Source organism: Hymenobacter aerophilus DSM 13606, assembly GCF_000382225.1.
In the GTDB taxonomy this organism is placed as follows: domain Bacteria; phylum Bacteroidota; class Bacteroidia; order Cytophagales; family Hymenobacteraceae; genus Hymenobacter; species Hymenobacter aerophilus.
Window position 1 is genome coordinate 44,468 of sequence record NZ_KB907819.1, and the last position, 14,582, is coordinate 59,049.

The following is a 14,582-nucleotide window of genomic DNA, read 5'->3' on the forward strand; positions in this document are numbered from 1 at the left end:
CCATCACCCCTTCACCTCCTCATCCGCCGGGGCCGCCGGGGCCGCCGGGGCCGCCGGGGCCGCCGGCAGCGTAATGTGCACCGTAGTGCCCTGGCCAACGGTGCTTTCGATGCGCAGCGAGCCGGCCTGCCGACTGGCGAAGGCCCGGCACAGCTGCAGCCCCAGACCGGTGCCCGAGCGCGGGCCCTGCAGGGGCGGAGTCAGGGCCTCGGTGTGTTGGAGGGCGGCCACCTGCTCGGGCGGCATGCCGGGCCCCGTGTCCTCCACGCGCAGCTCTACCTGGCCGGGGGCACCGGCCGCGGCGACCAGCCAGATTTCGCCGCTCGCGGGTGTGAACTTGAGCGCGTTGCCCACCAGATTGCGCAGAATCGTCTGGGTCATGTGCGCATCGGCCCACAGCGTGAGCCCCGGCTCGACAGCGAGGTGCAGGCTAAGCTGCTTGGCTTCCAACGCGTTGGCGTACAGGCGGTGCGTGCCTTCGAACAACTCCGCCACGGCCAGCGCGTGGGGCCGGAAGGCCAGCTCGCCGGTCTGGCTGACGGCCCAGCTGAGTAGGTTGTCGAGCAGGTGGTTGAGCTGCTGGGCCGATTGGCGCACCAGCTCGGGCAGCCGGCGTAGGCCAGCCTCGTCGCCCTGGCGCAGGTAGAAATCAATCAGCTCGGTAACGCTGGCAAACGACGTGACGGGGCCGCGCAGGTCGTGGGCCACAATGGCGTAGAGGCGGTCTTTGGAGGCGGCTACCTGGCGCAGCTCGGCCGAAGTCTTTTCCAGCGTCTGGTTGTTGGACGCCAGCGCGGCGCGGCTGCGGCGCAGCTTGCTGTAGAGCAGCCCCACGGCGCCCAGCCCCAGCAGCAGCGCCACAATGGCCCCCACCTGGGCGCGGTTGCGCTGCTGCATCACATTTTCGCGGTCAGTGAGCTGCTGAATTATGCGCTCCTTGTCGGCCGTTTCGTAGCGGGTTTGCAGGGCCATCAGCGTTTGCAGGCGCGAGCGGCTGTTGAGGCTGTCGTTGAGGCTGCGAAAGCGCATTTGCCACTCGTAGGCCGGCTCGTAGTCGTGGCGGGCGGCGCTGATATCGGCCAGCAGACTATACGCATCGAGCACGCGCTCCTGGTAGTCGAGGCTGCGGGCCAGGGTCAGGGCCCGTTGGGTAAGCTCCTCGGCCTCATCCAGCTCGTTATTGAGCACCAGCACCGTGGCCAGCAGCTCCAGGTGGCCGGCCTCGAAGCGCTGGCCGGGCAGCGGCTCCAGCAAACTCACGGCTTTGCGCAGCAGCCCTTCGGCCGTGTTCAGGCGCTTCATCTGCAGATAATAGGTGCCCAGATTGGCCAGGTAGAGCGATTCGCCGGCCCGGTCGCCGTGGCGGCGGGCCAGCGCCAGGGCCCGGCGGGTAAAAAGCATCCCCCGCGAGCGGTAGCGCATCGTAAAATACAGGTTGCCGAGGTTGCCGAACAGCACGAGCTGCGAGCTTACCCGCACGTCGGGCTCGTAGGCGTACTTGAGGGCCCGGCGGTAGTTGCGCAGGGCGGCCGAGGTGTCGTTGCGCTCGTGGTACACGCTGCCCATGCCCGTGAAGCTGCGCACCAGCCCATCGTTGGAGCGTAGCTGCCGGGCCAGCAGCAGGGCTTCCTGCTGCAGTTCCAGCGCGTGGGGGCCGTCGGCGAGGTTGGCGTAGCAGCTGGCCAGCGCCAGCAGCCCGCGCATCAGGCCGGGCCGGTCGGTTATTTCGCGGGCCAGCGTTACCGATTGCTCGCCGTAGTGCAGCGCCTGGGTGGGGTGGTTGTCGTGCAGCCGGTAGCACAGCTCGTTCAGGAGCCGTACGCGGCCGGTGTCGGCGGGCTGGGTCTGCAGCTGCTGCCGCAGCTCGCGCACCGAAGCCGCCTGTCCCCACAGGCTGCTGAGCAGCAAGGCAACGAGCAGAAGGCACCGCATCGGCAACGGATAATAGAAAAGACTTGCTGGCGCTGGCGCGACCCGGCGCCGGTGCGGCGCTGATGACGGCTAAATATAGCCTTTTGCAACTGTCAATCAACGCGCGGGTTAGCGGGTTGTTGCGCTGCCCCCGCTAACGCAACAGGGTGGCACCAGGTTGGCCCGTCAGCCGCCCGGATATTGCCCGTAACATCCGCCAACACTGTAAGCAGAACTGTAAGGGCGACCCGCAACCATTGAGGCGCCTGAGCGGCTAGAGCCAGCAGGCCCAGACCTGCCGTTTTTCGAGCGGGGTGCTGCGCAAAAATTCCGTCAGTGGCCCTAAATCAGTCAGCACCGAAGTCAGCGTAACCGTCTGGCCATCGCGCAGGTGCAGGCGCAGGTAGTCGTAGGAGTTCCAGAAAGCCCGGCGCGAGCGGCAGGTTACCCGCTCAACGCGCAGCAGGTCGTGCTTTTCAAACGGAATCCGGGTAGCGCCCTCGTACACTTCCAGCCGGTTTTGCTTGGGCTCGAACACGAGGGCGGTGTGCAGGTTGCGGGCCGCGTACTGCAGGTGCAGCAGCAGCGCCGGGCCCGCAAAGCCCAGCACCACTACCGCCATGAGCAGCAGCAGCGCCCACTCGTGTGGGGCCAGCGCATCGGCATAAAAAAAGGCGCCCAGAAACGGCAAACCCACGCCCAGGCACAGCAGCGGCCAGAACAGCAGCCGCAGCTGCCGCGCGTAGTGCAGCCGATACACGTAGGTTTTGCGGCTGAATAAGCCGGTAATCAGCCGCAGCCCCAGCACCACGGCCGCCACCAAGGCGGCCGCCTCCAGCAGCGGCCGCAGGAAGGCGAGAAGCTTCATTGGGCCAACCTAGCGCACGATAATCCAGGGCTCATCGGCCTGGTGGGCGCGCAGCGTGCCGAAGGGTTCCAGCGCCAGCCCGTGCTGCCCGAACACGGCCCGCACCGCCTCGCGGCCGGCGGGGTCCACGCACACAAGCAGGCCACCTGAAGTCTGCGGGTCGCAGAGCCAGGCGCGCTGCTCGTCGGTTACCTCGCCGATTTTGTGGCCGTAGGAGTCCCAGTTGCGCACCGTGCCGCCCGGAATCGACTTCTGGGCGTAGTAAGCGGCGGCCTCCGGAATCAGGGGCACTTTGCCGAACTCGATTTCGGCCGTCAGGTTGCTGCCCTCGCACACTTCCGAAAGGTGGCCCAGCAGCCCGAAACCCGTCACGTCGGTCATGGCCCGCACGGCTTCCAGCGGCCCCAGCTCAGCCCCGATTTTATTCAGCAGCATCATGCTCTGGGGAGCCAGCTGCTCGTCTTCGGGCCGCAGAATGCCTTTTTTCTGCGCTGTAGTCAGCATGCCCACGCCCAGCGGCTTGGTCAGATACAGCTCGCAGCCGACAGTGGCCGTGTCGTTTTGCTTGAGGTTTTGGATGTCGAGCAAACCCGTAACGGCCAGCCCAAAAATGGGCTCCGGCGAATCGATGCTGTGGCCGCCCGCCAGCGGGATGCCCGCCTCGGCGCAGATGCTGCGGCTGCCTTCAATCACGCGGCGGGCCACTTCGGGCGGCAGCTTATCAATGGGCCAGCCCAGCACGGCAATGGCCATAATGGGCCGGCCGCCCATGGCGTACACGTCGGAAATGGCGTTGGCCGAGGCAATGCGCCCGAAATCGTAGGCATCATCGACGATGGGCATGAAGAAGTCGGTGGTGCTGATAACGGCCTGCCCGCCGCCGATGTCGTACACGGCCGCGTCGTCGCGCGAGGCGTTGCCCACCAGCAGCTTGTCGTGGGCGGGCTGGGGCAGGCTGGTGTGCAGAATCTGGTCGAGCACCTTGGGCGCAATTTTGCAGCCGCAGCCGGCGCCGTGGCTGTACTGGGTCAGGCGAATCTGGTCGGTTTCTTTCATGATTGTTTTGGTTAGGGTTCCCGCAGAGGCGCGCAGAGGGTTTCGCAGAGGTTTGCAGAGAACGACCTCCGCGAGCCTCTGCGTCAACCTCTGCGCGCCTCTGCGGGAAATGATGCCTGCGCCGCCGCCAGCACCAGCCCGGCATTTACTACCGGGTCGCAGGTGTGGGAGGGCACGCGCACGAAGGGGCGGCCGTCGAGGCCGTGCGAGTAAGTTTTGTCGTAGTAGTCGAGCACGAGGCTGACCATTTTCTCCATGTCGTTGCCCCCGATGGCGGCCAGCGCCTCCTTGGTGGCCAGCCCGCCCAGGCGCTTGCGGATGCGCAGCACCGAAGCGGCCAGCGCGGCCGGGTCCTGGCGGCCGTACTCGTCGGCCAGCTTGGCCACCCGCACCTCGCGCGGAATTTCCAGCACCACCAGCGGGGCCGTGCGCAGCTGCTCGAACAACCCACCCGGCACCGCCACGCGCCCGATGCCGCGGCTTTCATCCTCGACCCAAAATGGGGTCTCAGCGGGCAAGGCCGCCAGCCGGGCGGCCAGGTCATTTTCAAACTGCTCCTGCGTAGGCTGCTCGGGCTGGCCGATGCTGCCGAAGGCCGAACCCTTGTGGGCCGCCAGTCCTTCGAGGTCGAGTACGGGCTGATTTTGGGCGGCCAGCGCGTGCAGCACGTCGGTTTTGCCCGAACCCGTGAGGCCGCCGAGCACCCACATAGCCCGGGGCTGCTCAAATTCGGCCAGCGCCCAGCGGCGGTAATCCTTGTAGCCCTTATCGAGCAGCTGCACCCGAAAACCGGCCAGCTCCAGCAGCCACTGCACGGCGCCCGAGCGCATGCCCCCGCGCCAGCAATGCACCCGCACCTGCTTGTCGGGCGCGATTTTGCCGGCCAGCTTCACCATCTGGCTCATGCGCGGCCCAAACAAATCCAGCCCCAGCAGCACGGCCTTGTCCTGGCTTTGCTGCTTGTAAGTGGTGCCGATGCGGGCGCGCTCGTCGTCGGTAAACAGCGGAAAGCTGACGGCCCCCGGAATGTGTCCCTGCGCGTACTCGACCGGCGCGCGCACATCGAGCACGGGCCCGTTGGCGTCGGTTTGCAGAAAATCGGGCAGGGCGAGACGGGGCATCTAAATAGAAGTAAAAAGTAAAAGTGAAAAGGAGAAAAGGAATTTTCCGATCAGCCGACCAACGCAGAAGTGGGCGGGCCAGCGCGCCTGTTCGCCTTTTAGGGTTTCACTTTTAATTGACGCAGGTACAGCTGCACCGTGTTTTCGAGGCCCAGGTACAGCGCGTCGCACACCAGCGCGTGGCCGATGCTGACTTCGGCCAGGCCAGGCAGGTGCTGAGCCATGTAGGCCAGGTTGTCGAGGTCGAGGTCGTGGCCGGCGTTGAGGCCCAGGCCGAGCTGCTGGGCCAGTTGGGCGGCTTCGCGGTAGGGCAGCAGGGCGGCCTCGCGGTCGGCGTGGTAGTGGCGGGCGTAGTCTTCGGTGTAGAGCTCGATGCGGTCGGTGCCGGTAGTGGCAGCGGCGCGTACCAGTTCGGCCACCGGGTCGAGGAAGATGCTCACGCGGCAGCCCAAGCCCTTCAGTTCCGCCACGATGCCGCGCAGGTAATCCTGGTGCTCAATGGTGTTCCAGCCGGCGTTGGAGGTAATGGCGTCGGGCGCGTCGGGCACCAGCGTCACCTGCTCGGGCCGCACTTCGCGCACCAAATCCAGAAAATCGGGCGTGGGGTTGCCCTCCACGTTCAGCTCGGTTTTCACCACGGCCTTCAGGTTGCGCACGTCCTGGTAGCGGATGTGGCGCTCGTCGGGGCGGGGGTGGACCGTTATGCCCTCGGCGCCGAACCGCTCGATGTCGCGGGCGGCCTGCAGCAAATCGGGGCGGTTGTGGCCGCGGGCATTCCGCAGGGTGGCTATTTTATTTATGTTTACGCTGAGCTTCGTCATACCGGGGGCAGGCTGCAGGAAAAGTACGGGCCGTAAAGATACGGAGCCCCAACAGCCCGGCCACCGTTTAAGTTGACATCCAGTCCGTATTACGGCTGCGCGGCGTCCCGGATTAAGCCGTAATTTCGCATCTTCCTATTCCCCCGAACTATGTCTCTGAAAGAAACCATCGACGCCGACATCAAAAAGGCTATGCTGGCCAAGGACAAGCTGCGCCTGACCACGCTGCGCAGCATCAAGTCGCAGATTATGCTGGCCGAAACGGCCGAGGGCCAGCACGGCGCCGCCCTCACCCCCGACGCCGAGATGAAGCTGCTCACCAAGCAGGCCAAGCAGCGCCGCGAGGCTGCCCAGACCTACAACGAACAGTTTCGCTCCGACCTCGAAGAAGTGGAGCTCAACGAGCTGGCCATCATCGAGGAGTACCTGCCCAAGCAGCTTTCCGAAGCTGAGCTGACCGAAAAGCTCGTCCATATCATCCAGCGCGTGGGCGCTACCGGCCCTTCCGACCTGGGCAAAGTAATGGGCGTAGCCGCCCGCGAGCTGGCCGGCCTGGCCGACGGCCGCGCCATTTCCCAAACCGTCAGCCACCTGCTGAATAACACGAATTTCTAGCCTGAGACTAGGGACTGTAAAGAACGTCATTCAGAGCGAAGCGAAGAATCTCGCGTGAATTGTTGCGCGGTTGTCGTGCAACGAATGCAAGCGAGATTCTTCGCTTCGCTCTGAATGACGTTCTTTTCAGTCCCCAGTTCCTTCGCCCGCTTATCCTCCATCCCTCATGTCCACCTTCGACATCTTCCTGCTGATTCCGCTGGGGGTGGGGGCCGTGCAGGGCTACCGGCGCGGGCTGCTGCTGGAAGTGGCCACGCTGCTGGCGCTGGTGCTGGGGCTGGTAGGCGGGCTGGCCCTGCTCAACGACGCCATTCCGCTGGTGCGCCACTACGTGGGCGAGGCCTTCGGCTTTCTGCCGCTGGTGTCGTTTGTGCTGGTGTTTGCCGCTATTGGCTGGGGCGTGCACCTGCTCAGCGGCCTGCTGAAAACGGCCGTGCACCTCACGCCGCTGGGCTTTCTCGACAACCTGGGCGGGGCCATCGGCGGCATGCTGAAGTGGGTGCTGGGCCTGAGTTTGCTGCTCTACGGCGTGGAGGCGGCCGGCGTGCCGCTCATCTCGCCCCAACTGGCCGCCGACTCGCAGGTGCTGCCCTTCGTGCGCCAGGCCACGCCCGTAGCGCTGCAGATTGTGGGTTTCGTGCTGCCCTTCGCCAGCACCCTGCTCACGCGTTTGCGGGAAGTGTTCTGATTTTAGAGCGTAGTTGATAGCGCCCTGTGCTTAGGCTGCCTGCAAGCCCCAAAACCTGCCCAACAGAACGACCTAAGCGCTAAATACGAAGCACTAAGCCCTGTTAAATGCGCCTGCTGCTGCTCGATAACTTCGACTCCTTCACCTACAACCTGCTCGACTACTTGGAGCAGCTGGAGTGCGAGGTGCTGGTGCGCCGCAACGACGTGCCGCTGGCCGAGCTGCGGGCCCTGCAGCCTGAAGCCGTCGTGCTGTCGCCGGGGCCGGGTACGCCGGCCGGGGCGGGCAACCTGCTGGCCGTTATCGAGGCGTTTCACCAGCGGCTCCCGATGCTGGGCGTGTGCCTGGGCCATCAGGCGCTGGGGCAGTTTTTCGGGGCCGAAGTGGTACGCGGCGCGCGGCCCATGCACGGCAAGGTGTCGGACATAAACTGGACGGTGCCCGACGTACTCTGGAACGACCTGCCGGCCTCCATGCCCGTAACGCGCTACCACTCGCTGGCCGTGCGCGAGTTGCCGCCCGCGCTGGAGGCGCTGGCCGTCACGGCCGATGAGCGGGCTGAAATCATGGCCCTACGTCACCGCACGTTACCTTTGCACGGCGTACAGTTCCACCCCGAGGCCCTGCTGACCACCCACGGGCTGGCAATTCTCGGCAATTGGGTGCAGAGTTGTATCATTGCAACTACCGCTCCGGCCCCGCCGGCCGGTTTATTTGGCTAGTGAAAGATGACGTTGCGGATTCAGGAGAAAAGCGAGTTTCGGTACGTAGATGAGGGCTCCGGCGAGGTGCTGCTGCTGCTGCACGGCCTGTTTGGGGCGCTCAGCAACTGGGAAGAAGTGATTGCCGAATTCAGCCCCCGCTACCGCGTTGTTATTCCGCTGCTGCCCATCTACGATATGCCCCTGCTGAAAGCAGGCGTGCCGGGGCTGGTGAGCTTCGTGGAGGAATTTCTGGCCGAAATCGGCTTGCTGGAGCCCTGCACGGTGCTGGGCAACTCGCTCGGCGGCCACATTGCGCTGGTGTACGCGCTGCAGAACCCGGCCCGGGTAGCGCGGCTGGTGCTCACCGGCAGCAGCGGCCTGTTCGAGGATGGCATGGGCGGCTCGTTCCCCAAGCGCGGCAACTACGGCTACGTGCAGGAGCGCGTGGCCTACACGTTCTACAACCCTGCCGTGGCCACCCGCGAGTTGGTCGATGAGGTGTTCGACGTGACCAACTCCACCGCCAAGTGCCTGCGCATTATCAGCATTGCCCGCTCGGCCCAGCGCCACAACCTGTCCGAGGAGCTAAGCCGCATCCAGGTGCCCACGCTGCTCGTGTGGGGCCTCAACGACACGATTACGCCGCCCACAGTGGCCCACGAGTTCGAGCGGCTGCTGCCCAACGCCCAGCTGCGTTTCCTCGACCACTGCGGCCACGCGCCCATGATGGAGCGGCCCGCCGCGTTCAACCTGGTGCTCAATCAGTTCCTGACCCAAACCACGGCCCGCCCGGTATCGTAGCTTTGCTGGCCGCTGGCGCCATGCAACCACCGGCCGGGCGGCCGGCTCTTTGGTTTTTGGCAGGAAGTATTCTATCTAGCACGGGTCCCGGCGAGCCCGCCTAAACTTTCGGCCCGAATGTAGCTTATACGGCCGGCACCCGCTTTTCTGCTCTGCTCATGAATTCCATCCTCGCCGAAGACTTACTGAACCCGCTGGTACCGCCTCTGAAGGTGACGGACTCCACGGAGAAGGCCGCCCGCTGGCTGGAGGAATTCCACGTCGGCCAGCTGCCCGTGCTCGACGACCGCCTCTACCGCGGCCTCGTGACCGAGTCGGATTTGTTCGATGAGGAAAGCGAGGACAGCGGCAGCCGCCTGCTGGGCAGCCTGCAGTTGCAGTACGCCGATGTGCACGTGCAGCACGACCAGCACTTCTACAACATCATCGAGCTGGCCGTGCAGAACAACATCCAGCTTGTGCCCGTGCTCGACGACCAGCGCGAATACCTGGGCGTAGTGACCGTGAGCGACACGCTGGCCGCGTTTGGCAAGGTGCCGGTGGCCAGCGAACAGCTCGGCATTCTGGTGCTAAGCATGGAAGAGCGCGACTATTCGCTCACCCAGATCAGCCGCTACGTGGAGGAAAACGACGCCAAGATCCTGAGCGCCCACGTGGCCCAGGACGAGCACGACCCCTACCGCATCCGGCTGACGCTCAAGCTCAATACGCCCAACCTGGCCCGCATCATCGCCACGCTGGAGCGGTTCGGCTACTCCATCACGGCTCAGTTCAGCGGCGTGGGCGAGCCCGACGAGGACGAACAGCAGCGCTACGATGCCCTGCTGCGCTACCTCAACGTCTGAGCCGGCCAACGGAGTGCTGCTTACTCTTCTGACGCTGCTGCTAAGCTGGCTGCCCTCGTCGGCGGCCCCGGCGCCTGTGCCCGTTTCGGCGGGTACCGCAACTTTGGCCTCGCCGCTGCCCGACACCCTGCGCCGCGTGGGGCCTGACAGCCTGGTGCAGGCGCAGTGCCCCGGCTTGGCGCAGTTGCGGGTCGGGCAGGTGCTGTTCGTGGGCAACCACGTTACCCGCGAGGTGGTGCTGCGCGCTGAGCTGGATTTTGCCGAGGGCGACACGCTGGCTGCCGCCACGCTGGCCCGCCGGCTCGAACTTAACCGCCGGCGCCTGTTCAACCTGCAGCTGTTTCATCAGGTGCTGGTTACAACGAGCTGCCGGGCGGGCGAGCTGACGGTGCTCTACAGCTTTCAGGAGCGCTGGTACACGTTTCCGGTGCCCATCTTCTCGCTGGCCGACCGCAACTTCCGCTCCTGGCTCGACCGCCCCGACCGCTGGAAGCGGGTAGATTACGGCCTGCACCTGGTGCGCCGCAACTTCCGGGGGCGCAATGAGCAGCTGCTGGCCAACCTGCAACTGGGCTTCAACCGCAAGTACGAGCTGTTTTACGAGGCGCCCGGCTATGGCCGCCGCCGCCGGCTGGGCTTCGGCGCGGGCTACTCCTACTACCGCAGCCACGCTCTCGACTACGCCACCACCGGCGACCAGCTGCGCAACCTGCGCCAGGACGACGCCTTTCCCATCGAGCGCCAGTATGCCACCGTGGGCCTGCGCTGGCGCCGCACCGTGCAGCTGCTGGCCGCCCTCGACGCCTCCTACCACCGCGAGCAGGTGTCCGATTCAGTGCTCTACTACAACCCGCGCTACTTCCTCAACGGACCCCGGCGCGAGTACCTGGAATTCGCCCTGACTACCACGCTCAACCGCCGCAACACCTTCGCCTATCCGCTCAGTGGTCAATATGCCCAGCTGCAGGTCGGCTACCGCTCGTTTCTGGATGGCCGCACGCCCGGCAGCCTCACCGTGCGCGGCCGCTACGCCCGCTACGTCCCGCTGGGTGGCCCGTTCTACTACGCCGTGGGCGCCACCGGCCAGCTGCGCGTAGCCCGCTCCCTGGCCTACCCCGACAACCGGGCCCTGGGCTACGAACTGCTCGTGCGCGGCTACGATGCCTACGTGGTGGAGGGCCGCCGGCTCGGGCTGTTGCAGCAGGGCCTGTCGCTACGCCTGCTCGATCTGGGCCGGGTGCGCCTGAACGGCCTGCAAAGCAGCCGGTTCAACAATATTCCGCTGGCCTTTTATTTAAATACCTTTGCCGATGTGGGCTACGTCGGGCAGCGGCACGTGCCGGCTACCAATCGATTGCCCAACCGCCTGCTGGCTTCGGCCGGCATCGGCCTGCACCTGGTTACTTATTACGATTGGGTGTTTACGCTGGAATACGCCCGCACCCGCGAGCAGCAGGGCGGCCTGTTCTTCCGCACTCAGTTTCCCATCTGATGACGCCGGTTAAAACGGCTCGCGCTATCTTGTCAGTATGAAAATAGCTATTCTGGGCAAGCCGTTCGCCGAGCAGCAGGCCCCCGTACTGCAGGCGCTACTCGACGATTTGGTGCGCCGCCAGGCCGAAGTTCGCATCGAGCACGGCTTTCACGACTACCTCAGCCAGTACCTCACCATCCCCGAAGGCATCAGCCGCTTCGGCCGCTCCGATTCGCTGGCCGGCTGCCGGTTCGTGCTCAGCATCGGCGGCGACGGTACGCTGCTCGACACCGTGACGTACGTAGGCGCGCTGCAAATCCCGATTCTGGGCATCAATACGGGCCGGCTGGGTTTCCTGGCCACCATCTCACCCGACGCCATTCTGCCAGCCATTGATGCCCTGTTCAAGGGCCATTTCGTGCTCGAAGACCGCAGCCTCATCCGGGTCGATACCGACCCCGATACGTTCGGCGACATCAATTTTGGCCTCAACGAGTTCAGCATCCTCAAGCGCGACTCCTCTTCGATGATTGTGGTGCACACCTACATTGATGGCGAGTATTTGAACTCTTACTGGGCCGATGGGCTGATTGTGGCCACCCCCACCGGCTCAACCGGTTACTCGCTCAGTTGCGGCGGACCGGTAATGTTGCCTCAAACGAACAATTTTGTTATTGCTCCCGTATGCCCTCACAATCTGAATGTACGGCCGCTGATTGTGCCCGACCGGAGCGTGATTTCCTTCGAAATTGAGGGAAGGAGCAACAATTTCCTGTTGTCGCTCGATTCCCGCTCCCGCACCGTCGAAGCCGGTATTCAGGTGGCTGTTCGTCGGGAGAATTTCAACGTTCAGCTAGTTAAACTAAATCAGGTTAACTTCCTGAGTACCTTGCGCAGCAAATTGAACTGGGGCCTCGACCGGAGAAATCCTGCCGACGTGCCGGTTTAGGGCTTTTTTTGGACATTTCTTTTTTTAGTTCCCGCGAAGCCCTACTTTTGTCTTCGGCTGAAACTGTGAATTTTACAGTTTTGAGCCCTCTCTCCGAAACCGCTATTTTAAATAACGCCCTAGTATGAAGCAGTTTTTCGCCCTTACCGCCGCTCCGCTGTTGGCTTTCACGCTGCTGGCGTCGGATGCTGATGCGCAGCAGTTCAGCAAGCGCAAGCAGTACAACACGGTTGGTGTCTCGCTGAATGCCATGAACTACTTCGGCGATATTACGCCCAAGCCAAGCATTCCCAGCTTCCGCGCCGGCGCCACCCGCCCCAACATCGGCCTGATGTTGAGCCACCGTTTCACGCCTAGAATTTCCGCCCGTGCCTCGCTTTCTTACGGCCGTATCACAGGTGAAGACTCGAAGGCCGCTGATCAGAATGACCGGGATGCCAAATTCCGTTACAACCGGAACATGAATTTCCGCAACGATATTCTGGAATTGGCTGCCGTGGGTACCTTTGATCTGGTAGAAAACCGCAATAACTATATCAAGCGCCCTGACTTTGTGCCATATCTGTTTGGTGGTGTAGGGGTTATTCATCACAACCCTAAAGGCGAAAATAAATCAGGGGATATTGTAGCTCTCCAGCCATTAAGAACCGAAGGCCAGGATAAGACTTATGGGCTGACTCAGTTCGTTATTCCTTTTGGTGCCGGTGCCCGTTATAAGCTAAATCGGAACTTCGATGTAGGTCTGGAGCTAGGATTTCGCAAAACCTTCACTGACTACCTAGATGACGTAAGCGGCAACTATGTAGACAAGCGCGAGTCCTTGGGTTCAGATGATGCGAAGTACTTTGGTTGGGATATAACCCGCGAGTTTGCAGGTACATATACTAAGGCTCAGCAGGGCGGCGAGATGCGTGGTAAGAGCAATGAGAAAGACTGGTACACTACCCTAGGCATCTCGGTGAACTATATTCTTGCTCCCAAGGTCCGCAACCCCAAATTCCGGTAGCCAACAATACTGGCTGCCGTATTACCTAACTGCCAGTCAGTCTAATGACAAAAGCAACTACTTTGAAAGCACTCCTTATTGGCCTTGGGTCGATGGGGAGTGTTTTTTTTGCCCATACTGCCAAGGCCCAGAACCCCGGGGCGCAGACGACCAGCGAAATCGGGCTGGGTTTGGGTGGACTCGTGTATAAGGGCGAACTAGCACCACATTACCAGTTCCGCAACAACCGCCCGGCCCTGACGGCGTTCTACCGCCGCGACCTTACCGGCGCCGTTACGGTACGCGGCGCCCTGACGGGCGGTATGCTCCGGGCCGACGACCGCAACGTGCGGGGCCTCAACGGCAACCCGTTGCCGTTGGCAGTCTACCGCGATGCGCACCTGAAGGGAGGCTTGCTGGAACTTTCGGGCGGCATCGAATACAACTTCTTCGACTTCCATACCCGGGAGGATAAAGTGCACTTCACTCCGTATGTATTCATCGGAGTAGCGGGCTTCTATGCCAACACCGAAGTAAAAAGCAACAACTTCCCCTCTCTCGATAGAAAAGGCAGCGTCCTGAGTTTGGCGGTGCCGGTGGGAGTGGGGTTCAAGTACGCACTATCTACCCACTGGAACCTGGGGCTGGAGGTTGGCGCCCGCAAAACGTTTACCGACGACCTGGACCACATCGATGGAAAGACCCGCGGGCAGACGGATGTGTTGGGCAACCCGCACACGCAGGATTGGTATTTCTATAACGGGGTGAGCGTTTCGTACACCTTCTACAAACTTCACTGCCCCGATAAGCGCGACGATAAGGCCCGGAAGAAGTAGCCTCTGAAGCTTTAGAGCCCCTGTTAAGCTGGCCGGCCCCCACTACACCTTGTAGTGGGGGCCGGTGTATGTTGGCAGCTTGCGGGCAGCGGTTGTATTGCCGGACATGGAATGCAACCATTTACGTAACTTGCGGCCTCTTTACGCAAAAAGCGCCAATGGCCGTCCGGTCCGAGATTGATTCCAAAAATATTCCCGCGCACGTTGCCATAATTATGGATGGCAACGGCCGTTGGGCCAAGCAGAAAGGCGGCCTGCGCATCTTCGGCCACCAGAGCGCCATTACGGCGGTTCGGGAGACGGTGGAAGGCGCGGCCGAAGCCGGCGTGCAGTACCTGACGCTCTACGCTTTCTCGACCGAAAACTGGGCCCGTCCGGCGCACGAGGTAATGGCCCTGATGCAGCTGCTGGTGCACACCATCCGCAAGGAAACGCCCACATTGCTCAAAAACAGCGTCCGGCTGCAGGCTATTGGTCAGATTGAGAACCTGCCAGACTCTTGCCAGAAGGAACTGGCGGAGGCCATCGAGCTAACCAAAAACGGCGACCGGATGACGCTGGTGCTGGCCCTGAGCTACAGTGGCCGCTGGGACCTGGCCCAGGCCAGCCGCCGTATTGCCGAGGAGGTAGCCGCCGGCCGGCTGCAGCCCGAGCAGGTTACGGAGGCTACCGTGGCCGGGTTTCTCTCAACGGCCGGTATTCCCGACCCCGAACTGCTCATCCGCACCAGCGGCGAGCAACGCATAAGTAATTTCCTGTTGTGGCAACTGGCCTACACGGAACTGTTCATTACCGATTTACTCTGGCCCGATTTCCGGCGCCAGCACCTCTACGACGCACTGCGGGCCTACCAGCAGCGGGAGCGTCGGTTCGGTAAAACCAGTGAGCAGCTAACCGTTTCGTAATCG

Annotated in this window: 15 protein-coding genes; 10 read left to right on the plus strand and 5 right to left on the minus strand. The window is 63.0% G+C overall.

The genetic code is table 11. From position 1 onward, the window contains the following. Positions 1-3 precede the first annotated feature (3 nt). The 5 genes from H145_RS0114110 to H145_RS0114130 form a co-directional block, all read right to left on the minus strand. Complete coding sequence (locus H145_RS0114110) at positions 4-1,932, minus strand: tetratricopeptide repeat-containing sensor histidine kinase (RefSeq protein WP_019948809.1); 1,929 nt, start codon at positions 1,930-1,932, stop codon at positions 4-6. A gap of 253 nt (positions 1,933-2,185) precedes the next feature. Next, positions 2,186-2,779 (minus strand): hypothetical protein, encoded by a 594-nt coding sequence (locus H145_RS0114115; protein ID WP_019948810.1) that lies wholly within the window; start codon positions 2,777-2,779, stop codon positions 2,186-2,188. Between the two features lie 9 nt (positions 2,780-2,788). Continuing rightward, complete coding sequence (selD, locus tag H145_RS0114120) at positions 2,789-3,835, minus strand: selenide, water dikinase SelD (RefSeq protein WP_019948811.1); 1,047 nt, start codon at positions 3,833-3,835, stop codon at positions 2,789-2,791. Between the two features lie 83 nt (positions 3,836-3,918). Then, positions 3,919-4,956 carry a tRNA 2-selenouridine(34) synthase MnmH gene (gene mnmH / locus H145_RS0114125; protein WP_019948812.1) on the minus strand — a complete coding sequence of 346 codons (1,038 nt, stop codon included), beginning with the start codon at positions 4,954-4,956 and terminating at the stop codon, positions 3,919-3,921. Positions 4,957-5,054: 98 nt separating this feature from the next. Next, entirely contained in the window at positions 5,055-5,777 is a 723-nt protein-coding gene (locus tag H145_RS0114130; RefSeq protein WP_019948813.1) for a pyridoxine 5'-phosphate synthase, read from the minus strand. A gap of 150 nt (positions 5,778-5,927) precedes the next feature. Between H145_RS0114130 and H145_RS0114135 the strand changes: the two genes are divergently transcribed. The 10 genes from H145_RS0114135 to H145_RS0114180 all read left to right on the plus strand — a co-directional run bounded on the left by H145_RS0114135 (position 5,928) and on the right by H145_RS0114180 (position 14,579). Continuing rightward, positions 5,928-6,392 (plus strand): GatB/YqeY domain-containing protein, encoded by a 465-nt coding sequence (locus H145_RS0114135; RefSeq protein ID WP_019948814.1) that lies wholly within the window; start codon positions 5,928-5,930, stop codon positions 6,390-6,392. Positions 6,393-6,558: 166 nt separating this feature from the next. Then, a complete protein-coding gene (locus tag H145_RS0114140) occupies positions 6,559-7,080 on the plus strand; it encodes a CvpA family protein (protein ID WP_019948815.1) in 522 nt (173 codons plus the stop codon). 107 nt (positions 7,081-7,187) lie between these two features. Beyond that, complete coding sequence (locus tag H145_RS0114145; protein WP_019948816.1) at positions 7,188-7,802, plus strand: anthranilate synthase component II; 615 nt, start codon at positions 7,188-7,190, stop codon at positions 7,800-7,802. A 6-nt stretch (positions 7,803-7,808) separates the two neighbouring features. After that, on the plus strand, positions 7,809-8,585 hold the full coding sequence (locus H145_RS0114150; RefSeq protein ID WP_019948817.1) for an alpha/beta fold hydrolase: 777 nt from the start codon (positions 7,809-7,811) through the stop codon (positions 8,583-8,585). A gap of 158 nt (positions 8,586-8,743) precedes the next feature. After that, positions 8,744-9,430 (plus strand): CBS domain-containing protein, encoded by a 687-nt coding sequence (locus tag H145_RS0114155; protein WP_019948818.1) that lies wholly within the window; start codon positions 8,744-8,746, stop codon positions 9,428-9,430. Positions 9,431-9,443: 13 nt separating this feature from the next. Then, entirely contained in the window at positions 9,444-10,922 is a 1,479-nt protein-coding gene (locus H145_RS0114160) for a BamA/TamA family outer membrane protein (RefSeq protein WP_019948819.1), read from the plus strand. A gap of 37 nt (positions 10,923-10,959) precedes the next feature. After that, positions 10,960-11,853, plus strand: a complete 894-nt coding sequence (locus H145_RS0114165; protein WP_019948820.1) for an NAD kinase — start codon at positions 10,960-10,962, stop codon at positions 11,851-11,853. A 124-nt stretch (positions 11,854-11,977) separates the two neighbouring features. Continuing rightward, positions 11,978-12,859, plus strand: coding sequence for a DUF6089 family protein (locus tag H145_RS0114170; RefSeq protein WP_019948821.1), 882 nt, complete (start codon positions 11,978-11,980; stop codon positions 12,857-12,859). 92 nt (positions 12,860-12,951) lie between these two features. Beyond that, positions 12,952-13,674, plus strand: a complete 723-nt coding sequence (porG, locus tag H145_RS0114175) for a type IX secretion system protein PorG (protein WP_019948822.1) — start codon at positions 12,952-12,954, stop codon at positions 13,672-13,674. 158 nt (positions 13,675-13,832) lie between these two features. Next, positions 13,833-14,579 carry an isoprenyl transferase gene (locus H145_RS0114180; RefSeq protein WP_019948823.1) on the plus strand — a complete coding sequence of 249 codons (747 nt, stop codon included), beginning with the start codon at positions 13,833-13,835 and terminating at the stop codon, positions 14,577-14,579. The last annotated feature ends 3 nt before the right edge of the window (positions 14,580-14,582 follow it).